The 22,641-nt window shown below is 65.2% G+C and carries 25 protein-coding genes; 15 read left to right on the top strand and 10 right to left on the bottom strand.

The window, feature by feature from the left end:
- Positions 1-165: 165 nt before the first annotated feature.
- Positions 166-960 (top strand): alpha/beta fold hydrolase, encoded by a 795-nt coding sequence (locus AC4GYS_RS10300; RefSeq protein WP_491108986.1) that lies wholly within the window; start codon positions 166-168, stop codon positions 958-960.
- On the opposite strand, the gene AC4GYS_RS10295 is transcribed toward AC4GYS_RS10300, so the two are convergent.
- The gene (locus AC4GYS_RS10295; protein ID WP_491108985.1) at positions 951-1,724 is read right to left on the bottom strand and encodes a hypothetical protein; all 774 of its coding nucleotides are present in this window, start codon (positions 1,722-1,724) and stop codon (positions 951-953) included. The two genes, AC4GYS_RS10300 and AC4GYS_RS10295, sit on opposite strands and share 10 nt — an antisense overlap.
- Before the next feature lie 34 nt (positions 1,725-1,758).
- Complete coding sequence (locus tag AC4GYS_RS10290; protein WP_491108984.1) at positions 1,759-2,202, bottom strand: cytidine deaminase; 444 nt, start codon at positions 2,200-2,202, stop codon at positions 1,759-1,761.
- A gap of 47 nt (positions 2,203-2,249) precedes the next feature.
- Between AC4GYS_RS10290 and AC4GYS_RS10285 the strand changes: the two genes are divergently transcribed.
- Entirely contained in the window at positions 2,250-3,914 is a 1,665-nt protein-coding gene (locus tag AC4GYS_RS10285) for a bifunctional metallophosphatase/5'-nucleotidase (RefSeq protein ID WP_491108983.1), read from the top strand.
- A gap of 27 nt (positions 3,915-3,941) precedes the next feature.
- On the opposite strand, the gene AC4GYS_RS10280 is transcribed toward AC4GYS_RS10285, so the two are convergent.
- Complete coding sequence (locus AC4GYS_RS10280; protein ID WP_491108982.1) at positions 3,942-5,399, bottom strand: AMP nucleosidase; 1,458 nt, start codon at positions 5,397-5,399, stop codon at positions 3,942-3,944.
- A gap of 100 nt (positions 5,400-5,499) precedes the next feature.
- On the opposite strand from AC4GYS_RS10280, the gene AC4GYS_RS10275 reads away from it, so the two are divergent.
- Genes AC4GYS_RS10275 through AC4GYS_RS10260 form a run of 4 tightly spaced genes read left to right on the top strand, consistent with a single transcriptional unit; the run spans position 5,500 to position 9,329 of the window.
- The gene (locus AC4GYS_RS10275) at positions 5,500-6,264 is read left to right on the top strand and encodes a DUF1499 domain-containing protein (protein ID WP_491108981.1); all 765 of its coding nucleotides are present in this window, start codon (positions 5,500-5,502) and stop codon (positions 6,262-6,264) included.
- Positions 6,265-6,315: 51 nt separating this feature from the next.
- Complete coding sequence (locus AC4GYS_RS10270) at positions 6,316-6,753, top strand: MarR family winged helix-turn-helix transcriptional regulator (RefSeq protein ID WP_491108980.1); 438 nt, start codon at positions 6,316-6,318, stop codon at positions 6,751-6,753.
- Positions 6,750-7,793 (top strand): HlyD family secretion protein, encoded by a 1,044-nt coding sequence (locus tag AC4GYS_RS10265; RefSeq protein WP_491108979.1) that lies wholly within the window; start codon positions 6,750-6,752, stop codon positions 7,791-7,793. The genes AC4GYS_RS10270 and AC4GYS_RS10265 overlap by 4 nt, the downstream gene beginning before the upstream one ends.
- Positions 7,794-7,799: 6 nt before the next feature.
- Complete coding sequence (locus tag AC4GYS_RS10260) at positions 7,800-9,329, top strand: DHA2 family efflux MFS transporter permease subunit (RefSeq protein WP_491108978.1); 1,530 nt, start codon at positions 7,800-7,802, stop codon at positions 9,327-9,329.
- Here the strand turns inward: AC4GYS_RS10260 and AC4GYS_RS10255 are convergent.
- The 7 genes from AC4GYS_RS10255 to AC4GYS_RS10225 form a co-directional block, all read right to left on the bottom strand.
- Complete coding sequence (locus AC4GYS_RS10255) at positions 9,326-10,729, bottom strand: serine hydrolase domain-containing protein (protein WP_491108977.1); 1,404 nt, start codon at positions 10,727-10,729, stop codon at positions 9,326-9,328. The two genes, AC4GYS_RS10260 and AC4GYS_RS10255, sit on opposite strands and share 4 nt — an antisense overlap.
- Positions 10,730-10,805: 76 nt before the next feature.
- Positions 10,806-11,588, bottom strand: coding sequence for a dimethylarginine dimethylaminohydrolase family protein (locus AC4GYS_RS10250; RefSeq protein ID WP_491108976.1), 783 nt, complete (start codon positions 11,586-11,588; stop codon positions 10,806-10,808).
- 97 nt (positions 11,589-11,685) lie between these two features.
- Positions 11,686-12,873, bottom strand: a complete 1,188-nt coding sequence (gene metC / locus AC4GYS_RS10245; protein ID WP_491108975.1) for a cystathionine beta-lyase — start codon at positions 12,871-12,873, stop codon at positions 11,686-11,688.
- A gap of 103 nt (positions 12,874-12,976) precedes the next feature.
- Positions 12,977-13,546 (bottom strand): 30S ribosomal protein S9, encoded by a 570-nt coding sequence (gene rpsI / locus AC4GYS_RS10240; protein WP_491108974.1) that lies wholly within the window; start codon positions 13,544-13,546, stop codon positions 12,977-12,979.
- Position 13,547: 1 nt separating this feature from the next.
- Entirely contained in the window at positions 13,548-14,027 is a 480-nt protein-coding gene (gene rplM / locus AC4GYS_RS10235) for a 50S ribosomal protein L13 (protein WP_491108973.1), read from the bottom strand.
- A gap of 130 nt (positions 14,028-14,157) precedes the next feature.
- Positions 14,158-14,475, bottom strand: a complete 318-nt coding sequence (gene cutA / locus AC4GYS_RS10230) for a divalent-cation tolerance protein CutA (RefSeq protein ID WP_491108972.1) — start codon at positions 14,473-14,475, stop codon at positions 14,158-14,160.
- Entirely contained in the window at positions 14,475-15,536 is a 1,062-nt protein-coding gene (locus AC4GYS_RS10225; RefSeq protein WP_491108971.1) for a COX15/CtaA family protein, read from the bottom strand. Before AC4GYS_RS10225 ends, cutA begins: the two co-directional genes overlap by 1 nt.
- A 114-nt stretch (positions 15,537-15,650) precedes the next feature.
- Here AC4GYS_RS10225 and AC4GYS_RS10220 point away from each other — a divergent pair, with 114 nt between their 5' ends.
- The 9 genes from AC4GYS_RS10220 (at position 15,651) to AC4GYS_RS10180 (ending at position 22,524) form a co-directional block, all read left to right on the top strand.
- Positions 15,651-16,040, top strand: coding sequence for a MerC domain-containing protein (locus tag AC4GYS_RS10220; protein WP_491108970.1), 390 nt, complete (start codon positions 15,651-15,653; stop codon positions 16,038-16,040).
- Between the two features lie 42 nt (positions 16,041-16,082).
- Entirely contained in the window at positions 16,083-16,541 is a 459-nt protein-coding gene (locus tag AC4GYS_RS10215) for a Fur family transcriptional regulator (RefSeq protein ID WP_491108969.1), read from the top strand.
- A gap of 62 nt (positions 16,542-16,603) precedes the next feature.
- A complete protein-coding gene (dxs, locus tag AC4GYS_RS10210) occupies positions 16,604-18,535 on the top strand; it encodes a 1-deoxy-D-xylulose-5-phosphate synthase (protein ID WP_491108968.1) in 1,932 nt (643 codons plus the stop codon).
- 7 nt (positions 18,536-18,542) lie between these two features.
- Positions 18,543-19,295: a TlyA family RNA methyltransferase gene (locus AC4GYS_RS10205; protein ID WP_491108967.1), complete on the top strand. Its 753-nt coding sequence runs from the start codon at positions 18,543-18,545 to the stop codon at positions 19,293-19,295.
- Entirely contained in the window at positions 19,279-19,818 is a 540-nt protein-coding gene (locus AC4GYS_RS10200) for a TspO/MBR family protein (protein ID WP_491108966.1), read from the top strand. Before AC4GYS_RS10205 ends, AC4GYS_RS10200 begins: the two co-directional genes overlap by 17 nt.
- A gap of 4 nt (positions 19,819-19,822) precedes the next feature.
- On the top strand, positions 19,823-20,140 hold the full coding sequence (locus AC4GYS_RS10195; RefSeq protein WP_491108965.1) for an accessory factor UbiK family protein: 318 nt from the start codon (positions 19,823-19,825) through the stop codon (positions 20,138-20,140).
- Positions 20,137-20,661 carry a type III secretion system chaperone family protein gene (locus AC4GYS_RS10190; protein ID WP_491108964.1) on the top strand — a complete coding sequence of 175 codons (525 nt, stop codon included), beginning with the start codon at positions 20,137-20,139 and terminating at the stop codon, positions 20,659-20,661. The genes AC4GYS_RS10195 and AC4GYS_RS10190 overlap by 4 nt, the downstream gene beginning before the upstream one ends.
- A gap of 82 nt (positions 20,662-20,743) precedes the next feature.
- Entirely contained in the window at positions 20,744-21,604 is an 861-nt protein-coding gene (locus AC4GYS_RS10185; protein ID WP_491108963.1) for a pyrroline-5-carboxylate reductase family protein, read from the top strand.
- Positions 21,605-21,639: 35 nt separating this feature from the next.
- A complete protein-coding gene (locus tag AC4GYS_RS10180; protein ID WP_491108962.1) occupies positions 21,640-22,524 on the top strand; it encodes a branched-chain amino acid aminotransferase in 885 nt (294 codons plus the stop codon).
- The last annotated feature ends 117 nt before the right edge of the window (positions 22,525-22,641 follow it).

The following is a 22,641-nucleotide window of genomic DNA, read 5'->3' as shown; positions in this document are numbered from 1 at the left end:
GCGGCCCGAGCCGCGCCGTCCGGTCAGGCGTCGCATCAGCCAGCCGATGCCAACCGTAAACAATAGCCGTCGCAACATGAGGTTTCTCCTTGTGGCGAATGAGCGAACGCGAGGCGCGTCTGTTCCCTAGTGGGCCCGAATGGCAGGCGAGCTCGTTGCGCTTCCATGCTGTCATTCTCAACCGAGGGCTCGGGCCCGAAGCTGCTGCTGATCCATGGGCTCGGCAGTTCCCGTCAGGCTTGGTCACCGATCATCCGGTCGCTGGCGCCAAGGCGGGAACTGATCCTGGTGGACTTGCCAGGACACGGCGCCACTCCGCCGGAAGCGGACAGTGGCACCTTTGCCGGGCTGGCGCGAAGCCTGCGCGAGTTCCTGGAGACGCAAGGGATCATCGGCGTGGACATGGTGGGCAGCTCGCTGGGGGGGCGGCTGGTGCTGGAGATGGCTCGGACGGGCGAATCGGGTGCGGTCGTGGCGCTCGATCCGGGCGGCTTCTGGCGGGGCTGGGAGCGGACCTTCTTCAGCGCGACAATCTCGGCATCCGTCAACCTGCTGCGGCTGGCTGGGCGGAGCCTTCCAGCACTTGCAGGCAACCCGGTATCGAGGACAGCGCTGCTTGCGCAATTGTCGGCGCGGCCGTGGGCGCTTGATCCCAAATTGGTCGCGAACGAGCTGCGGAGCTTTACCTCTACCCCCAACTTCGACGCCCTGGTGGCCGACCTCGCCAATGGGCCGGAGCAGAAAGGTCCGGCGGCGGCGAGCACTGGCACAGTGGTTATCGGCTGGGGCAGGCAGGACCGACTATGCATCCCCGTGCAGGCCAAGCGGGCGCAGGCGGCGTTTCCATCCTCAACGCTTCACTGGTTCAAGGGCAGCGGTCATTTTCCCATGTGGGATCAGCCGGGCGAGACAGCGCAGGTGATCCTGGACGCGACCGGCGGGCGGTGGCGTCAGGACTGACCGCTTTTCCTCCCGCGGCGAGAGGTCAGCTCCCACAGCCGCGGCCGGAACCAGTCGCAGACGATGTCGGGACGGGCCCGATGCAGTCGCTCGAACTCCTCCCTCGGCGCAAATCGCGCAGTGCCGATGAACCTCAACGCCGGGCACTCTGCCAGTGGCATGAGGCATTTCTCCTCGAGCCTGGTGGATGTGGTCAGCAGCGCCTGAAGCGCGGGAAGGCCGCGCAAGGGCTCGAGGCTCGGGATCGTGTACGTGCTGTCCATGCCGCCTTCGATGCCGATCACTTCGAGCCGCCGAGCGTCGCTCAGCCACTCTAGGTTGGACATTCGCTTGGCGTTCGCAATGAGCAGGGTGCCGAGCGCCGGAAGGTCGAGCAAGGGCGAGAAGTCGCCCAGCTTGCGCGGGGAATCAATGCTCAGGAATCGCAAGGAGCGCAGGTTCAGCAACGGCGACAAGTCCGCTGCGACAAATGGATATTCGAGTTCCAGGCGCTCAAGGCCGTGCAATTGGCCGATTTCGTCGAGGCAGGCCTGGTCGGCTTTCCCCACGATCAGGTGCCTTAATGCCGTCTTCGTCCCGATGCCGCGATAGCTGTGCTCCTCTTGCCGCCCGAGCAGGACCTTGTCGGCTGCGTCCGGAATGCACGCGGCGGTCGGGTAGTAGTAGTGCGCGTGCCATTCCTCCCAATTACGATCGGCGTGGCCGCGGAATCGGCCACTGAGCGCGCTGCTAAGGCTGGGATAGGTATCGGCCGCTTCGGACATGAGAAGGGTCCAGGGCGACGGAGTGAAAAATTGCCTACTCGGCGTCCTTCAGATTGTCCGGGCCGAATCCGCAGGGAAGGAGATTGCCAATCCGGTGCTGCTCGACCTCATGACCGTCCCCGCTAGCGCACAGGATCTCAATGTCGTTGCCGGACAGGTGGGCAGCTTCGAGTATCGCCTGCCGGCATCCGCCGCACGGGGTGACCGACTGCTCACCCGTCAGGCCGTCAGGACCGATCCCCCCGCCGGCGACGGCGATCCTGACCACCTTTTGGAGCCCGAATGCGTGTTGCGCCGCGGTCAGCGCGCTTTGCTCCGCGCAGATGCCAAGCCGATAACAGGCGTTCTCCATGTTCGCGCCGGTAACCACCTCGCCATCCACACTCTCGATTGCGCATCCCACATGAAAACGCGAGTAGGGCGCATAGGCCTTGAGCGCCGCTGCGCGCGCTCTTGCAATCAGTTCGTCATCGTTCATGGGCAAGCACCTAAGCGCTCTGCCAAAGCTTGTCGAAGGGTCCCCTCTTGAACCGCGTTGCATTCCTGCTGCCCGCCCTGCTGCTGTCCGCTTGCGCCACCGTCCGCACTCCGCCGACCCCGGTCCAGCCGGTCGAAGTCCAGATCCTCGGGCTCAATGACTTCCACGGCAACCTTGAGGCCCCGGCGGCTCCCGTTGCTGTGATTCAGCCGGACGGCAGCAAGGTGGAGGGCCGGTTCGGCGGCGCGGCGGCCTTGGCCGGAACCTTGCAGCGGCTGCGCGCGGGGAAGGCCAGCGTCACCGTCGCGGCCGGCGACCTGATCGGCGCGACGCCGCTCGCCAGCGCCTACTTTCTCGACGAACCGGCGATCGCCTCGCTGACCGCCGCCGGATTGGAAATTGCGGCTGTCGGAAACCATGAATTCGACAAGGGCAGCGCCGAGCTTCTCCGCATGCAGCGCGGCGGCTGCGACAAGCATAGCAGCCGCACGCCCTGCCGGCTCGAACCCTTCCGCGGCGCCGGTTTTTCCTACCTGGCCGCCAATGTGCTGACCGATCGCGGCACCAGCCTGTTCCCAGGCACTTCAATCAAGCAGCTGGGCCCGGTCCGGGTCGGCTTCATCGGCATGACCCTGAAAGAGACCCAGACGCTGGTCACGCCCGCGGGTGTCGCCGGCCTCCGCTTCGCCGACGAGGCCGATACCGCCAACGCGCTGGTGCCGACGCTGAAGTCGGCCGGCGTCGATGCGATCGTGCTGCTCATCCATCAGGGCGGACGGGTGAAGGACGTGTATCGCGAAACCGGCTGCGAAGGCCTGTCCGGCGACATTCTGCCGATCCTGGACCGCCTGCATCCGGAGATCGGAGTGGTCGTCTCTGGCCACACGCATAACAGCTACGCGTGCGAAGTGGAGCGGGGCGGCGCCCGGCGACTGCTGACGAGCGCGGGCAAGAACGGCTATCTCATAAGCGACATCCGCCTGTCCTTCGATCCTCGTACCCGCCGCCTGCTGAGCCGCTCGGCGGCCAACGTCCCGGTGGACGGAGCCGCCGACCCGCAGGTGGCCGGCCTGGTCCAGCGTTATGTCGATGCGGCCCGGCCGGCGGCTCGGCGAACGGTTGGGCGCCTGCCCGGTCCAGCGCTCAAGGATGCGGACGACGGCGAATCGGCGGCTGCAGCGCTGGTTGCGGATGCCCAGCTTGCCTGGACCCGGCCCGCGGAGCGAGGCGGCGCGCAGATCGCGTTCATCAATGCCAGCGGGGTCAGGACCGACCTCAAGCCGCAGGCCGATGGCACGGTCACCTACGGCGACATCTTTGCGCTTCAACCATTCGGCAACAATCTGGTGGTGAAGACGCTGACCGGCATGCAGCTGAAGGAATTGCTGGAACAGCAGTTCGAAGAGGTGCCCGGCGCGACGAAGGTGAACTCGCTGCTCGTGCCTTCCGCGGGGTTCGCCTTCTCGTACGACCTGCGCTTTCGCAAAGGGCAGCGGATCCAGTCGATGACTCTGAACGGCCGACCCATCCGTAATGAAGAAAATTATCGCGTGACGGTGAACAACTTCCTGGCGAGCGGCGGCGACGGGTTTTCCATGCTGGCGCAGGGCAGGGACAGCTTTGATGCGGGGCTTGATCTGGATGCGCTCGAAGCGTGGCTGGCGCGAAATCCGAAGTTACCGGCGCCGGGGCGAGTGCGGGAAGTGAAATAACCCCGTGCCACTAGCGCGCAAGCAGAATCAACGGAACGGCGGCTCGTCGAAGCTCCTGAGCTTGCGGCTGTGAAGCGCGTCGCCTTCCTCACGCAGCAGCCCCAGCGTCTCGATCCCGATCCGCAGATGCTGGCTGATGGCCCGCTCGTAGAAGGCGTTGGCTTGTCCCGGCAGTTTCAGTTCGCCATGCAGCGGCTTGTCCGACACGCACAACAGGGTGCCGTAGGGCACGCGGAAGCGGTAGCCCTGGGCGGCGACGGTGGCGCTCTCCATGTCGATGGCGACCGCGCGGCTCTGGTTGAAGCGCAGCGCCGACTGGGTGTAGCGCAGCTCCCAGTTGCGGTCGTCCGTCGTGACGACCGTGCCGGTCCGAAGGCGGGTCTTGAGCTGATCTTCGTCCTCTCCGGTGACCTTCGACGCCGCATTGAACAGCGCGGTCTGCACCTCGGCAATGGCGGGAATGGGAATCTCGACCGGCAAGACGTCGTCCAGCACATGGTCGTCCCGCAGGTAGGCGTGGGCGAGCACATAATCACCGATCGACTGGCTTGGACGAAGCCCGCCGCAATGTCCGATCATCAGCCATGCCTCAGGGCGCAGCACGGCGATATGGTCGCAGATCGTCTTGGCGTTTGACGGGCCGACGCCGATGTTCACCAGGCTGATCCCGTCGTCGCCGTTCGGTCCGATCAGGTGATAGGCGGGCATCTGGTAGCGCCGCCACGACCCCGCCGCGATCTCCGCCTCAGCATTCTCCAGCATGCCGCGATCATAACGGCCCCCCGGCACTGACAAGCCTTGGTAGGGGGTGTCGGGCCTGCGCAGGGCATCGGCGGAAAAGCGCACAAACTCATCGACATAGCGCACGTAGTTGGTGAACAGGATGAACCGCTGGAAGTGGGCTGGCGGAGTGCCGGTATAGTGCCGGAGGCGTGCCAGGCTGAAGTCGGTCCGGGGCGCATCGAACAGGGCCAGCGGACGCGCGCTGTGCTGGGCGAAATCCCATGACCCGTCGGCGATCTCGTCGCCGATATGAACCAGCTCGGTCGTCGGAAACCAGCGTCCAAGCTCGGCCGAGGCGATACCGTTGAGCTGGAGGTCTTCCGACCCGTCGAGCACATAAGGGTAGGGGATTTCGCTCGCCGATCGCCCGACACTGATCTCGACCTGATAATCGCGCAGCAGATGTTCGAGCTGCGTCGTCAGATATTCCCGGAACAGCTGCGGTCGGGCAATCGAGGCGGTGTAGATGCCGGCCTGGTTCAGCCGCGCAAAGGCTCGGGCCGGGACCGGCGGCGGCAGGTCCGGATCGTAGGCGATCCTCAGCTCTGGATAGGCGAACGCGCCCGCGGCCCGCGCTTCGGCGTCGGGACGGATGCCCTTGGTCACATACGCGATCAGGGCACGTCGGAGGTTGGCGGCCGACTCGTCGAAGATATCGCCGAGTTGGTTGAGAATGCCGGGAATGGCGTCAGTGCTGGTCATTAAAGAAAGCCCGATGCGGCAAGGGCGGAGCGCTGGCAACCCCTGTTGCGGGCTCCATGGGTTCGCGGCAGAACATTCGAGTTCCGGGGGGGAGGACGACATGGCACGCAAGGCCCTGAGGCACGGCGCCAGTTTCGCGCATCTGGCACTGATCCTTGCCATCGCATCGGCGCTGAGTACCTGGCTGCTTTCGATCGGGAGCATTCGCGGGTGGTGGAGTGCCGCGACGGCTCTCGCGCTCTTGCCTTGGTGCTTCGGGTTAGCGTTGGCGGCGCTGGCTGTCGGATTATTCGCTCGCTTCCGCCGCCGCGAGGGCCAGATGGTGGCGGTGATCGCGTTCCTCCTCGGCCTTGCGGTCGCCGGCTTCCTTGCGGGCGAGAAGATGCGTTGGGACCGTCATCCCGCATTGCATGACGTCACCACCAATCTCGACGACCCGCCGGCATTTTTGGCCTTGCCCATTCGCCGCGACCTCCTGTCGGGCGTACCGCTGCACGACCGGCCCGGCTATGCGGCACTTACCCCGGTCGAGCGGTGGAAGGCCGTGCATGCGGAAGCCTATCCGGACCTGCGCCCCATCTCCGTCGACTGGGAGCCGGGGGAAGCGATCGGTCGGGCCGACGCCATTGCCAGAAGCCGCGGCTGGACGATCGCGCGCACCGATCGAGCCCGAGGAACTCTAGAGGCCACGGCACGATCGCGCTTCCTGGGTTTCGCGGACGACATTGCCATCCGCGCAAAGCCGGGTCGATCCGGCGGCAGCATCGTCGACATCCGCTCCGTCGCGCGGGACGGGATGAGCGACCACGGACGCGGCGCGCAGCATATTCGTATGCTGAGCCGCGCACTTGCTCCGCACCATTGACGAAGATGCATGCCATTGCATTAGTAAGCACGCTTATTATATGGCCATGCCATGGAACAGCTGGCGTGGGACATTGGCGAGACGTCGCATCTGCTTCGGCGCGCCTTCGATCGGCGCGCGGCCGAATTAGGCGTAACTCGCGCGCAATGGCGGGTGTTGGCGCATCTCGGCCGAGTGCCCGGGCAGCGGCAGGTCGATCTTGCCGACCGCATGGACATCGAACCGATCACCTTGTGCCGCATCGTCGATCGGCTGGCTGACGCCGAACTCGTGGAGCGTCGCCGCGATCCCGGTGATCGCCGCGCCTGGCAATTGTTCAACACCCCCAAGGCCGAGCCGCTGCTCGAACGACTTCATCTGCTCGCCGATGAGATGAGCGCGCAGGCGTTTGCAGGACTCGGGTCGAACCAGATCGAATCCGTCCGGCAAGCGCTTGCGCGCATTCGCGCCAACCTCGCCGGGGAGCAAAGGAACAGGGCGTCGGCATGAACAAGATCAGCAGCGAACCGATGGTCGGCGAGGAACTCCCGGTCACTCAGTCGTCCAGGCCAGGCTGGAAGCGCATCCTGCTGATGTGGGTCGTTCCGCTTCTGCTGCTCGGCGCGGGCGGCTGGTATTATCTTTCCGGCCAGAACGAGGTCGAGACCGACAATGCCGCCGTGAAGCAGGATATCACCGCGGTCGGCGCGCAGGTCAGCGGTCCGATCTCCGAGGTGTTCGTCAAAGACGGCGACCGGGTGCGGGCCGGCCAATTGCTCTTCCGTATCGATCCCGCGCCCTATCAGGTCGCACTGGCGCAGGCTGAGGCGCAGTTGGCCGCGGCGCGGCTGCAGGAAACCCAAGTCGTCACCCAGGCGGCGGGGACATCGGCCGATATTGTCGGCGCGCAGGGCCAGTTGACCATTTCCCAGCGCGCCCTGGACCGTCAGACCGAATTGCTGAAGCGCGGCTTCACCACCCGGGTGGACTACGACGCCGCGCTGGCGGAGGTTACCGCCGCCCGCACCCGTTTGGCGGAAGCCCGTGCGCAGGCGGCCAACGCACAAGCCGCGATCGCGCCGACCGGCGAACAGCCCAGCGAAGCGGCCGCCCGCGCCGCCATTGCCAAGGCGCGGCTCGACCTGGCCCGCACCGAGGTCAGGGCGCCGGCTGCCGGAGTCATCGCCAACGCCGACCGCCTGCTTGTCGGGCAGCAGGTCGTGCCCGGCATCGGCATGCTGTCGCTCGTTGCCGGCAATGACGCTTGGGTGGAAGCCAACTTCAAGGAAAAGGACTTGGCGCGCATGGTTCCGGGCCAGCAGGCGAAGATCGAGATCGACGCCTACCCCGGCGAGACCTTTACTGGCCGCATCCAGAGCATCGGCGCCGGTACCGGCAGCGAATTCGCGATCATCCCGGCCCAGAACGCCAACGGCAACTGGGTCAAGGTGACGCAGCGCGTGCCCGTCCGGATCCGCTTTGACCAAAGGCCGGCCCGGCCGATGATCGCGGGCCTGTCGGCCACCGTAACGGTCGATCTGAAGGACTAAGGCCCCGTGCAAGCCGCGTCGCACCCGCTGCCGTCGGGCGAGCGTCTGCTCGTCACGGTCGCCGTCATGCTGGCGGTGCTCATGCAGGTGCTCGACACCACCATCGCCAATGTCGCATTGCCGCACATGCAGGCGAGCCTCGGGGCGACGCAGGACAGCATCAACTGGGTCCTCACCAGCTACATCGTGGCCAGCGCGATCGCCATTCCCATCAGCGGGTGGCTGGCCGACCGGGTCGGACGCAAGCGGTTGATGCTGATCGCGGTGGTCGGGTTTACAGTTGCTTCCATCCTGTGCGCGATCGCGACCTCGCTGCCCGAGATGGTCCTGTTCCGAATCCTGCAGGGGATCAGCGGTGCCTTTCTCGTGCCGCTGGCACAGGCCACGCTGTTCGACATCAACCCGCAAGAAAAGCATGGCCAGGCGATGGCGCTGTTCGGCGGCGGGATCATGATCGGCCCGATCCTTGGCCCCGTTCTGGGCGGCTGGCTCACCGACAGCTTCGACTGGCGCTGGGTTTTTCTGGTCAATCTGCCGGTCGGCGTCCTTGCCGCGTTCATGATCTGGCGGGTCATGCCGGAAGACGAGGTCAAGCGCCGCCCATTCGACATGGTCGGCTTCCTGCTGATCGCGCTGGCGCTCGGGTCCCTGCAGATGTTCCTGGATCGGGGTGAGAGCCAGGACTGGCTGGAAAGCTGGGAGGTGATCATCGAGGCCGGGGCTGCGATCGCCTTTTTCTGGATGTTCATCATCCACACGCTGACGTCCCGCAACCCGATCTTCGTTAAGGCGATGTTCGCCGACCGCAACTTCGCGACTGGTCTGCTGTTCATGGCCGTCACCGGCGTTCTTCTCCTCGCCGGACTTGCCCTGCTGCCGCCGCTGCTCCAGCGATTGTACGGCTATTCGGTGCTGCAATCGGGTATGTTGACGGCGCCCCGTGGCGTCGGGACGCTCATCTCCATGCTCGTCGCCGGCAAGCTGATCGGAAAAGTCGACATGCGCCTGCTGGTCGCCATCGGCATCAGCCTGATGGGCGGCAGTCTGTGGATGATGACGGGCTTCGCGCTGGATCAACCCGCCGGTCCAGTCATTTGGAGCGGGCTGATCCAGGGCCTCGGCCTCGGGCTCATTTTCGTCACCATGCAGAGCCTCGCCTTTGCGACCTTGCTACCGGCCATGCGGACCAATGCTGCCAGCCTGCTTAATCTTGCGCGCAACATCGGCGGCTCGGTCGGCATCGCATTGGTCGGCTCGCAGCTGGTCCGCAACACGCAGATCGCTCATGCCGACATGGCCAGTCACATCACTCGCAACGACATCCCGGCCATGGACCCGACCTTGCTCGAACGGATCGGCCAACAGGGTGATGTCGTGCTTCAGATCATCAATGCGGAGATCAACCGACAGGCGCTTTTCATCGCCTATCTCGACGACTTCAAGCTGATGATGATCCTGACCTTCGCCGCGCTTCCGCTCTTGCTGTTGATGCGCAAGGCTCCCGCTGCTTCCGGACCCCCCGTACTGGCGGATTAGCGTGGCGCCGCGGCCGCGGGCTCCGGCTTCACCCCCGCCAACAATTCTATAGCGATCGATCCCGGGCTGCGACCAGCGACCCGATTGGCAAGCACCACGACACCCCGCTGCCGTGCGGTATCGAGATAAAGGCTGGAGCGCATGCCGCCAGTCCCGCCGTCATGATTCAGCACAGGACCGACCGTGGTCGGGACGCTCAACAATCCCAGAGAAATGCTGTTCGATCCGCCGGCGGGGCGGGCAGGATAGTCGAGCATAATCCTGACGGCGGGTCGAAGCGACTTCGGAGGATTTAGCAGGGCAGCGGCAAATCGCGTCATGTCGCCGATCGTTGAGCGCAGTCCGCCGGCCGCGGCCAAGCTGGACATCGCCCACGGCTTGACTGCCGCATCGGTGGAGCCGCGAGGGGTGGCAAGGTTGCGATCGCTGAAATCTGTGTCGTTCATTCCAAGCGGACGAAGGACCCGTTCCTTGATTAATTGTTCATATGGTTGGCCTGCGTGACGGGCGAGGGCGTGCCCCAGCAGTCCGACGCCCAGGTTGCTGTACTCGAACATTGCACCGGGCTTCCGGTCCGGCCTCCACCCCCGCAGAAAAGCGTATAGCTTGGCTTCGTCATAGTCGGCGTACGGGTCGGTCGGATCGGCCGGAGCAAGATTGGCAGGAAGGCGCGGAAGGCCGGAATAGTGGGTTGCCAGATCGGCCAGGGTGATCGGCCGATTGCCGCCGTCTGCCAAGACGCCCGTAGGGAGCAGATTGCGCACCGGATCAGACAGCTTCACTTCGCCTCGAACGACCATGTCCGCCAGCAAAAGGTCGGTGAACAGCTTGGTCAGCGAACCGATTTCGAACCGTGTCGCGGCGCTTGCCGGCTGACTTGTGCCACCACGCACCGTCGTCTGGATGCGGGTCTCGCTGACCGTTCCGACGGCGATCGCCATCACCGGACTGGAGGCGACGAGTGGGTCGATCAGTCCGGCAGACTCGGGGATTTTCCACCCTGCTGTGGCCTTCAGCAACGGCCGCGTCGGGGCGGCGCTGGGCGTCCAGACCAGGGGCAAGCCTGCTCCGCCCTGCGACCAGGTGCCGACCCAGGCGCCTCGCGCGCCGTCCCACTGGCCCTCATAATTTCCGCCCACGGCTGGAACCGCGAACCGCAAGGCTCCACCCTCGGCAACAATGCCGCTGATCGCGATCCCGCGCGCACCTTGATCCAGGCTGTCCAACGTGCCGACCAGCTCACTGCCTTCCAGCGCATCGGAAAGGTGAAGCGCCAGCCGCAGGCTGATGCCCGGCGCAGGCTCAATTGTTCCGGCGAAGCTGCCCTTGGTAGTTTGCGCATGGACCGGCGCTGCCATCACCACCACCACCAGACCAATCGCCAGACCTGAATAACGCATAGCTACCCCGCAGCACACCCGCTGTAGAGATTAGACTTACCTATCGAGACTATTGCAATGCCTGTCGGCGCGCGGCCTACTCAATCGGTTCGGCAATCAGGCTCATGCAGGTCAGGCCGGCCTCGGCTTTTTCGATCTCGCCAATGTCGACTTCCTCGACGTCGAACCCCAACGCGCGGAGCCGTTCGGCCGTTCGCGGATAAGCGACCGGATAAAGCAGCCGCTCGCCGGCACGCAGGGCGTTGGCGCCGAACGGCTCCGCCGGATGCGAAGGGAGCAGCGCCACATCGCGGAAATGGGAGGGACTGATCCAGTCCGGATTGATCAGCAACGTCGCTCGTCCCGCCTCGTCCCGACCGACGAAGGTCGCGCCAGTCTTCAGATGAAGACAGCGCTCGTGCGGCACTTCGATCACCTCGAAATCCAGCCGCGCGGCGATGTTGGCGAGCGCAACGATCCCCGAACAATCCGTCCGCTGCGATTGGCCGACGTAAAGACGGCGCCCGATCCGGAGCACATCGCCGCCGTCCAGCTTGCCGCGGGTCAACCGATGGATCGTGAAATGTTCCGCCAGTGCGGCTGCCGTGCTGTCGGCTTCCCTGCGCCGGGAGGGGGCGCCGGGTCGGGTAATGACCGCATGCTCGCCCAGCATGATCGCGGTGTCTTCGACGAACACGCTGTCGGGTTGATCCGGCAGTTCGGGAAGGCGAACGACCTGCAACCCCGCCTCGGCGAGCGCCCGCTCATAGGCGGCGTGCTGTCGGCTCGCTTTCTCCAGATCGATCTGATCGCGGTCGAGATGGGTCAATTCGCACTCGGCGAGCCGCCGGCTCAGCGACCTGGTAAACGCAACCCTCATCTCGGTCCTCATGGGCGACAGTCCGCGTGGCCTTTTCCACAGCGCACGTTCTTCATACGGGTTCCGGCGACCGCCCGGACCCGGACCAAAGGCGAGGTCAGCCAGGATAGCTTTCGAGCGCCTGGCGGAGATCCTCGATCAGGTCGCGCGTATCCTCAAGGCCGATGTGAAGACGGACCAGCGGACCGGCCCACTCCCGTTTCGCGGCCGTGCGAACGGGCTGGAGGTCGACCGGAATCGCGAGGCTCTCGAATCCGCCCCAGCTGAAGCCGATCCCGAACAGGGAGAGCCGTTCTATCAGGGTGTCCCGGTCGGCTTCGCTTCCGCCCTGCAACACCATCGAAAAGAGCCCCGTGCTTCCGCCGAAGTCGCGACGCCAATAGTCATGGCCGGGACACGAGGGGAGGGCGGGGTGCAGCACTTCGGCCACCTTTGGGTGGTCGGCCAGCCAGTGCGCCACTTCCAGGGCCGCGTCCCGATGCCGGGCCAATCGCACATCCAGCGTTCTAAGCCCGCGAGCGCAAAGAAACACTTCCTCGGGCCCGACCGCATTCCCGAACAGGCGCGCCGTCCGGTCCAATTCGGTCCAGGTCCCTGGGCTCGCCGTTACCGCTCCGATCATCGCGTCGGAATGGCCCGCGACATATTTGGTGCAGGCGACGATGCTCAGGTCCACGCCGGCGGCGATGGCCTGAAAGTAGAAAGAGGTGGCCCAGCTGTTGTCGAGCAGGCTGGTCAATCCCCGTGCTTTCGCCACTGCGCAGATCCCCGACACGTCCTGCACCTCGAATGTCAGTGATCCCGGGCTTTCCATGAATATCGCCCGCGTCGATGGGCCGACGAGCGCGTCGACCTGCTCGGCCTTGAGCAATGGGTCATAATAGCGGGTCGTGATCCCCAGCCGCTTCAGCGCCCCGTCGCAGAAGGCGCGGGTCGGACCATAGGCGCTGTCGACCATCAGCAACTCGTCGCCCGGCTGCAGCACCGACATCAGCGCGATCGCGACAGCATTCGCGCCGGATGGAAAAAGCCGGGTGCCCGCCGCGCCCGGCTCCATCGCCGTCAGCGCCTCGGCCAGCGACCAGTGCACCGCCGTTCCGTTGCGCCCGTAGTTCAGCGTACCATCCCGAGGAGGGTAGGCGGCGCGCATCTCGGCGACAGAGCCGAACAACACGGTCGAGGTCCGCCCTGGCGGCACGTTGACCAATCCTCCAAGCCACTCCTTGCGGCGCCCGGCGGTGATGAGGCGGGTGGCGGGATGCTGATCCTGTTGGGTATCGCTCATCCAGAGAGTTGTAATCCGCGACGCACAAAAGAAAACGGCGGCCCGTCGAGGACCGCCGTTCGCTTGAACCTGGCCCCGCTGTGAGCAGGGCGGAAGTTCGGCCTTAGCGCTTCGAGAACTGGAAGCTGCGGCGAGCCTTGGCCCGGCCGTACTTCTTGCGCTCCACGACGCGCGGGTCGCGGGTCAGGAAACCGGCGCGCTTTACCGTGGTGCGAAGCGCCGGCTCGAACCGGCTCAGCGCCTGGGCAATGCCGTGCAGCACCGCGCCCGCCTGACCGGACAGGCCGCCGCCCTTCACCGTCGCAACCACGTCATACTGACCGGCGCGGTCGGTGATCCCGAACGGCTGGTTGATCACGAGGCGTTGCGTCGGACGCGCGAAATAAACGGTCTGATCGCGGCCGTTGACCTCGATCTTGCCCGAGCCGGGCTTCAGCCAAACGCGCGCAACCGCGTCCTTGCGGCGACCGGTGGCATAGGCGCGACCGTATTTGTCGAGCTGCTGCTCACGCAGTGGAGCTTCCGGCTGCGGCGGCTGGACCGGAGCGGCAGGCTCCTCGACCGAAGCTTCCGCGGTGGCCGGAGCCTCGGCGGCGACCGGGGCCGGCGCGGGCTGGGCGGGGGCCTGGTTGGTCAGCTCGCCCAGGTCGGAGAGGGACTTCTTGTCGGCCATCTTATGCGCCCACCTTGTTCTTGCGGTTCATGGAGGCGACGTCGAGCACATTGGGGCTTTGGCCCTCGTGCGGGTGCTCCGTGCCGTTGTAGAGGTGAAGGTGCCGCATCTGCTCGCGGCCGAGCGGTCCGCGCGGGATCATCCGCTCGACGGCCTTTTCCAGCACCCGCTCGGGGAAGCGCCCCTCGAGCACCTTGTCGGCGCGCACTTCCTTGAGGCCGCCGGCATAGCCGGTGTGCTTGTAATACAGCTTCTGCTGCGCCTTGCGGCCGGTGAAGCGCACCTTGTCCGCGTTGATGACGACGACATGGTCGCCGCAATCGACGTGCGGGGTAAAGCTCGGCTTGTGTTTGCCGCGCAGGATGTTGGCGATGATCGTGGCGACGCGCCCAACCACCAGCCCATCGGCATCGACCAGATGCCACTTGCGTTCGACCTCCGCCGGCTTGGCCGACTTGGTGGTCTTCATCAGCGCCTTCATGGGGCTTGGACCTTTTGCTAAAACAATGAAGACGCCGCCGACCAGGCCGCGTCCGTGGCGTGCCTTTTGCGGCTGAGGGTCCGAAAGTCAAGCAAAACGGGGCTGTTCCCAACGGGTAAAATGATACCCGCTATCGTTGCGTCTCGCTTTCAACCCACTCGCGGTATGGGGAAAACAGCCGTTCCACCGGCCAGACAACAACCGCCGGCACGTCATAGCTGTGCATTTCCACGATACGAGCCAGCAGCCGGTCGGCAACAATAACGCTGGTCTTCAGGATCGCCGGAACTTCCGCCGCCTGTTCGATCTTCCCTTTCCAGCGATAGAAGGATCGGCAGGGCGGAAGGATATTGATGCACGCCGCGAGACCCTCCTCGACGACGGTGCGGCCGATGCGGTCGGCCTCCTCATTGTCGGCGAATACGCAGTAGACGGAAACCACCGCCATCAGGCGACGGCCCGCTCGTCCTGCTCGACCGCCAACCGGTGCGCGACCATCACGAACCCCAGGATCACCAGCACCGCCATCCCCTGATGGGCGACCGCCACATGCAAGTGCACGCCGGACAGCAAGGTCCAGATCCCGAGAAGGATTTGCGTTCCGATGGCCGAGTGGAGGATGATCGATTCGCGGCGGCCGCCGACCCTCTTCACTTGCCGGGCCATGATCACAGCAAAGACCAGCACGACCCACGCCAGCCAGCGGTGAACGAACTGCACGGTAATGGGATTGTCGACGAAGTTGCGGATGAAGGGCTCAAGCCAGGGCGCTGCGGCCGGATAGAATTCGTCACCCATCAATGGCCACGTGTTGAAAGCGTAACCGGCGTTGAGACCCGCGACATAGGCACCGAACATCAACTGCAACGCCAGTACCGCCATGGCCCAAATCGCCAGCGTTGGCACCCTGCGTTTCTTCGCTTCCGGCGAACGAAGGTCCAGCGCCGTCCAGACGATCGCGCCGAAGATCAGCAGCGCCAGCAACAGGTGTACCGCTAACCGGACATGGCTGACGTCGGTCCGTTCGGTCAGGCCGCTCGCCACCATCCACCAGCCGATTGCCCCTTGCAGTCCACCGAGCACCAGCAGGAAAAGGAGGCGCGGGCCATAGCCGCGGGGAATGGCCCGCTTCCAGGCGAACCAGGCCAGCGGAAGGGCGAATGACAGGCCGATCAGTCGCCCGAGCAGCCGATGGACATATTCCCAGAAGAAGATGTTCTTGAATTCGCCAAGGCTCATGCCCCGATTGATCTGCTGATATTCGGGAATCTGCTTGTAGAGCGCAAAGGCATGTTCCCACTGCGCCTCCGTCAGCGGGGGAATCGCGCCGGTCACCGGCTTCCATTCGGTTATGCTGAGGCCGCTTTCGGTCAGGCGCGTGATCCCGCCCACGACCACCATCAAGAAAATCAGGGCGGCGACCGAGAACAGCCAGTTCGCAATGACGTGCGGCCTGGCAAGCCCGGAACGCGCAGCATCGCCGGCAAGAGGCAGAGTCGTGGCGGTCATGTTGCCGGCGATATGGCCGGAGAGACGACGGGTCGCAACCTGGACAAAATGACCCAGCAAGCGCCTCTATGTGATGTTGTAACTTCGGGCATGTAGCTTTATATCGATACACCGATGCATCAGCACGCGATCCCGACTCACCGGCTGGACCGGTTGGCCATCGGTCTTTCGGGCCTGTGCGTGGTCCATTGCGTCGCGACCACCGTGCTCGTGGCGATGCTGTCGGTTGCCGGCGGCTGGCTCGGCGCCGACTGGATTCACGAGGGCGGTCTGATGATCGCCATGGCGCTGGGCGCGTTCGCGCTCGGCCGGGGCGCGCTGGATCATGGGTTCCTCATGCCGGTCGCGGTCGGCAGCCTTGGCCTTGGCGTGATGGGCGGTGCCTTGACCCTGCCGCATGACGGCAGCGAGGCGGCGGCGACGATGGTGGGTGTGCTGATCCTTGCGCTCGGCCATGACCTCAATCGTCGCGGCTCGGTCAATCCGTTCGGGCGGCGCGGTTAGGCCACCCTTGTGCGCCCCCCGGGCGGGGCGTATCTCCGGATCATGGGACAGCACCAGCACCACCTGCACGACGGCGACGATCTGCGCGACGCCGCCAAGACCCAGCTCACGGAGTCCGGCGAGCAGTGGACCGATATGCGCCAGGCGGTGTTCGATGCGCTGGCAGGCTTCGACCGGCCCGCGTCGGCCTACGACATCGCCGAGGCGGTGTCCAAGGCGCAGGGCCGCCGGGTCGCCGCCAACAGCGTGTATCGAATCCTCGATCTGTTCGTCGGCTCGAATCTGGCCATGCGGGTGGAAAGCGCCAACGCCTATGTCGCGAACGCGCACCCGGGCTGTCTTCACGACTGCATCTTCCTGATCTGCGACGATTGCGGGCAGACCAAGCACATCGATGACGACAGCATCGCCAGCGGGGTCCGCGCGGCGGCGGAAAAGAGCGGCTTTGCGCCCACTCGGCCAGTGATCGAGGTCCGCGGCAAGTGCGAGGACTGCAGCTGACGGTCCCGACCTGTCCCAAGACCCTATTCGACTTCGCCCAAAGGGTGGTTTAGGGCAGCCCAATGTCCGTGCTACCTGAGACGCCGCTGCTCGATACGATCAGCTCGCCCGCCGATATTCGCCGCCTGGCCAAGGACCAGCTTCCAAGGCTCTGCGACGAACTCCGCTCCGAGACGATTTCGGCCGTGTCCGTTACCGGCGGCCACCTTGGCGCAGGGCTCGGTGTCGTCGAGCTGACGGTCGCGATTCACTATGTCTTCGACACGCCGAACGACAAGCTGATCTGGGACGTCGGCCATCAATGCTACCCGCACAAGATCGTGACCGGCCGTCGCGACCGGATCCGCACCATCCGCATGGGTGGGGGATTGAGCGGTTTCACCAAGCGGTCGGAAAGCGAATACGACCCGTTCGGCGCGGCTCATAGCTCGACCTCGATCAGCGCAGCGTTGGGCTTTGCCATCGCCAGCAAGCTGGACGGCTCGCCGGAGCGAGCGATTGCCGTGATCGGTGACGGCGCGGCCACTGCGGGCATGGCCTATGAGGCGATGAACAACGCGGCCGAGGCCGGCAACCGCCTGATCGTGATCCTGAACGACAACGACATGTCGATTGCGCCCCCGGTCGGCTCGCTGCGCAACTCGCTTGCTCGCCTGGTGTCGAGCAGCAAGTATCTCACCCCGCGCCGCTTCGCCGCCAAGCTGGCGAGCAAGATGCCCGCACCGCTCCATCGCGCGGCCGAGCGTCTCGAGGAATATGCTCGCGGCATGGTTACTGGCGGGACCCTGTTCGAGGAACTGGGGCTCTACTACGTCGGTCCGGTCGACGGCCATGACGTGGTCAGCCTGGTCGAAATCCTTGAGAATGTGCGCGACGCCGACACCGGACCAATGCTGATCCATGCGGTGACGCAGAAGGGGAAGGGCTATGCCCCGGCCGAAAGCAGCGCCGACAAATATCACGGCGTGGTCAAGTTCGATGTCGTCTCCGGCAAGCAGGACAAGGGACCGCCGGGCCCGCCCAGCTATACTCAGGTGTTCGCCGACGCACTGACGGCCGAGGCGGAACGTGATCCCAAGATCGTTGCCATCACCGCTGCCATGCCGTCGGGCACCGGCCTCGACCGGTTCGAACAGCGCTTCCCCGATCGCACGTTCGACGTCGGGATCGCGGAGCAGCACGGCGTCACCTTTGCCGCGGGCCTTGCCGCGCAAGGCTACCGGCCATTCGCCGCCATATACTCGACGTTCCTGCAGCGCGCTTACGATCAGGTCGTGCATGACGTTGCGATCCAGAATCTGCCCGTCCGCTTCGCCATGGACCGCGCTGGCCTGGTCGGCGCCGATGGCGCGACGCACGCAGGCAGCTTCGACCTTGCCTATCTGTGCACCCTGCCGAACTTTGTGGTCATGGCCGCGGCCGACGAGGTCGAACTCACGCACATGGTCCATACCATGGCGCTCCACGACAGTGGGCCGAGCGCGGTCCGCTACCCGCGCGGCAGCGGCGAGGGCTTGATCATTCCCGCCACGCCCGAGCGGCTCGAGATCGGCAAGGGCCGGGTCGTCCGCGAAGGCAAGAAGGTCGCGATCCTGTCGCTCGGCACCCGATTGGGCGAAGCGCTCAAGGCGGCCGACCAACTCGACGCCATGGGCCTTAGCACCACGGTCGCCGACATGCGCTTCGCCAAACCGCTCGACGAGGCGCTCATCCGCAAGCTGCTCACCACCCACGAGGTGGCGGTGACGGTCGAGGAGGCGGCGGTTGGCGGCTTCGGCGCTCACGTTCTGACGCTCGCCAGCGACGAGGGCCTGATCGACGCGGGGCTGAAGCTCCGCACCATGCGTCTGCCCGACCGCTTCCAGGATCAGGACAAGCCGGAAAAGCAGTACGACGAAGCCGGCCTCAATGCGCCGCACATCGTCGAAACCGTCCTGAAGGCCCTGCGCCGCAACAGCGTCGGCGTCGAAGTCAGCGAAGGCGTCCGCGCCTGAGGCGACCGTGAAGCAGCGGGTCGACCAGCTTCTCGTCGCCCGCGGCCTGGCGGAGACACGGTCCAAGGCGCAGGCGCTGATTATGGCCGGCGTGGTCTTCGCCGGAGAGCGCAAGGTCGCCAAGGCCGGCGAGACCTTCGCCGATGACGTTCCGTTGGACGTGCGGGGCAAGGATCACCCCTGGGTCAGCCGCGGCGGGATCAAGCTCGATCACGGGCTCACCCACTTCGGCATCGATGTGACTGGCGCGACCGCCCTTGATGTCGGCTCGTCCACCGGCGGCTTTACCGACGTCTTGCTGACCCGCGGCGCGGCGAAGGTCTATGCCGTGGACGTGGGCACGAACCAGCTCGCCTGGAAGCTGCGCCAAGACCCGCGCGTAGTGGTGATGGAGCAGACCAACGCCCGCCAGCTTACCGCCGACCTCGTGCGTGACCCGATCGATATCCTTGTCTGCGATGCCAGTTTCATCAGCCTGGCGAAGGTCCTCGACGCACCGCTCGCGCTTGCCCGGCCGGGCGCCCACCTCGTCGCCCTCATCAAGCCTCAGTTCGAGGCGGGGCGTGAGGAGGTCGGCAAGGGCGGGGTGGTCCGCGACCCGCAAATTCATCAGCGCGTTTGTGCCGATGCCGAACGGTGGATCGCTTCGAAGGGCTGGCGCATAATGGGCGTGACGCGTAGCCCGATCACCGGTCCGGAGGGCAATATCGAGTTCCTGGTCGGAGCAACAAAGGGAGACACGAATGGCGACGCTGGCTGACCGCAACGGCAGGCGCCCCTGGTGGCAATATGCACTCTTCACCGTTCCGCTGATCGTCGTGGCGGGCTCGGCCATGGGATATGTTTCCAACAGCGGCTTCGGCAATCCGTGGTACGACGGCCTTGAAAAGCCGAGCTTCCAGCCGCCCGGCTGGGTTTTCGGCGCGACCTGGACCACGCTTTACACCTTGATGGGCATCGCCCTCGCGTTGGTCCTAGCCGCACCGGACAGCAAGCCGCGCAGCCGCGGCCTCGTGATTTTTATCGTACAGTTGATCCTGAATTTCAGCTGGTCGCCCGTATTCTTCGGCGCGGGCATGATCGACGCGGCCTTTCTGGTCATTCTGGCCATGAATGTGCTCGTCACCATGACCATCATCTGCTTCTGGCGGGTGAAACCGCTGGCGGGCGCGCTGTTGCTGCCCTATCTGGCATGGCTGTGCCTGGCCACGACCCTCAACTGGGAAACGGGCCGGCTCAATCCGGGCGCCGACCAAGCGCCTTTGGGAATTACGGGAGCTTGATGCGATGCAGTCGCAGAACCGTTTGTTCGATGATTTCGTGAAGATGATGAACGGCGCTGCCGGGACCTTCGCCGGAATGACCCGCGAGGCCCAAGAGTCGGCGCGGGAACGCATGCGCGAATGGGTCGGCGGCATGGATTTTGTCTCTCGCGATGAATTCGAGGCCGTGAAGGCAATGGCCGCCGCTGCCCGCGAGGAAGTGGAGGCGATGCGCAATCGCCTTGCAGCGCTGGAAAGCTCCGCTGGGAAGGGTGCGGCGCCGGGTAGCACGTCCACTCGCAAGAAGGGGCCAGCGGCCGAGCTGGAGACGCCGGAGGAGTGAGCGAAGTCTTGGGGCAGGACGACACGGCAGAGGAACGGGAGGACGGCGCTCCGATCGAGGTGCTGGAGGCCTATTTCGACGCCCGCGGCTGGGTTTGCGAGCGTTCGGGGGAGGGCGAGATCGTCGCTTCGGCGCCCGGCAGCTGGACCCAATATGAATTGCGCGGCGTGTGGCGCCCGGAGGACGGGGTACTGCAGTTCCTCGCCTTTCCCGACGTCAAGGTCGCGGCCGAGAAGCGCCTGGCGATTTACGAGGCTTTGGGCCTGATCAACGAACAGATGTGGCTCGGCCATTTCGAGCTCTGGTCGAGCTCTGGCCTTATCGTCTTCCGCTATTCCGCGCTGCTGGATACCGGCAGCGACGGGGAAGGGCTAAGCTTCGAGCAGGCCGAATCCATTGCCGAAGCCGCGCTGGAAGAATGTGAACGGTTCTACCCGGTCTTCCAGTTCGTCCTGTGGGGCGGCAAAAGTCCCAGCGAGGCCATTTCCGCCGCCCTGATCGACACCGTCGGCGAGGCCTAAAGACGCTTTTCCGCCGCGCAGCGCCGGGGGACATGGAGCGACGGGCGAAGCGGCCAACAATTCATCAACGAAAGCCTACAGCATGGACGTCCAAAGCATAACCGGCCCCACACCCGCGCCCGCTGCCAAGCGCGGCTCCATCTGGTTCGTGGGCTGCGGCAACATGGCCGGTGCGATGGTCGAAGGGTGGCGCCAGGCCGGGGTCGATCTGTCTTCTTCCACCGCCATCCGCCCAAGTGGGAAGGCCGTCGACGGCCTCCGCACCGTCCGCTCGCTGTTTGAAGCTGGCCCGGCGCCGGAATTCATCATCCTTGGTTTCAAGCCGCAGACGTTGGACGAAGTCGTCCCCGACCTCCGCCGCTTCGCCGACGGGGCAGTGATCGTTTCCATTCTGGCCGGCGTGACGCTCGGCACTCTGCGGGATCGCTTCCCCGGCGCGAAGGCCATCGTTCGAGCCATGCCGAACATTCCGGTATCGGTGCGCCGCGGCGTAGTGCCGCTCACCAGCACCGATGCCGACGAGCAGCTTCGCATACGCCTCGGCGACCTGTTCCGTCAGCTTGGCACCGCCATCTGGAGTCCGGACGAGGCCAGTTTCGGAGCGGTCGGTTCAGTGGCGGGCTCTGGCCCCGCCTATGTCGCGCGGTTCATCGACGCGCTGGCCGCGGCCGGAAGGGCGAGGGGCCTCGATCCCGTGCTTGCACTCAATATCGCCCGGGAAACCGTGTTTGGCACCGCCTGGCATGCCGCGGGAACCGGGGAAAGCATGGATGATCTGGTTGCCCGGGTGCGCAGCCCGAACGGCACCACCCAGGCCGGGCTCGAGGTCCTCGATGCCGAATTGCCGGACTTGATCGACCGGACGCTCGCGGCTGCCGAGCGGCGCACTCGTGAACTCGCCGATGCGGCCGCCCAAGTTGATAATGGCGCGACCCTGCATTAGGCCGCGCGACAACTTGCTTCTCAACCGGGGACTTCATGGCGGATCCGCAGCCTTTCGACGATCGTGACGGCTTTATCTGGCTCGACGGCAAGCTAGTCCCGTGGCGCGACGCCAACGTCCATATCCTGACCCACGCGATGCACTATGCGTCGTCCGTGTTCGAAGGTCAGCGCGCTTATGGTGGCCGGATCTTCAAGCTCCGTGAACATAGCGAGCGTCTTCGCCGCAGTGCGGACATGCTCGGCTTCGAAATCCCCTGGACCGCCGAGCAGATCGACGCTGCCTGCTATGAGGTCCTGAAGGCCAACGACCTCACCGACGCCTATCTCCGCCCGGTCGCCTGGCGCGGTTCGGAATCGATGGGGGTGAGCCCAAAGGGCACTCGCCCGCATCTTGCCATCGCGGCCTGGAACTGGGGCAAATATTACCCGCATGAAAAGGCGGCCGCCGGCCTTCGGCTCGATATCGCGCCGTGGCGGCGGCCAGCGCCCTACACGGCGCCCGTGCACAGCAAGGCAGCCGGTCTGTACATGATCGCCACCCTGTCCAAGCAGCATGCCGATGCGCGCGGTTTCGACGATGCGCTGATGTTCGACTGGCGCGGCCAGGTGGCCGAAGCTACCGGCGCCAATGCTTTCTTCGTCCGCGATGGTGTGCTCCATACGCCCACCCCCGATTGCTTCCTCGACGGTATCACCCGCCGCACTGTGATCGACCTTGCGACCAAGCGAGGTATCGAGGTTCAGCAGCGGACGATCTGGCCGGAAGAGCTCGAAAGCTTCGAACAATTCTTCCTTACGGGTTCTGCCGCGGAAGTGACGTTCGTTCGGTCGGCGGGTCCATGGAACTTTGAAGTCGGCGAGCTATCGAAGCAGCTGGCTCGCGACTACGACGACCTGGTCAACCACCGGCAGGCCTGACCGGCCGGCAGAAAGACAATGGGGACGTTGCGTCCAACTTGTCCAAGTTGACCGTCGCGATCCCGGTGCCGCACACCCCTTGTCGGCTCGCACCTGCTCTGCCTAAGCTGCTGATGG

The sequence above is a fragment of the Sphingomonas sp. SP1 genome, from assembly GCF_058313395.1.
The sequence above is the reverse complement of the archived record's forward strand: the minus strand, read 5'-3'. Positions and strand labels throughout refer to the sequence as shown.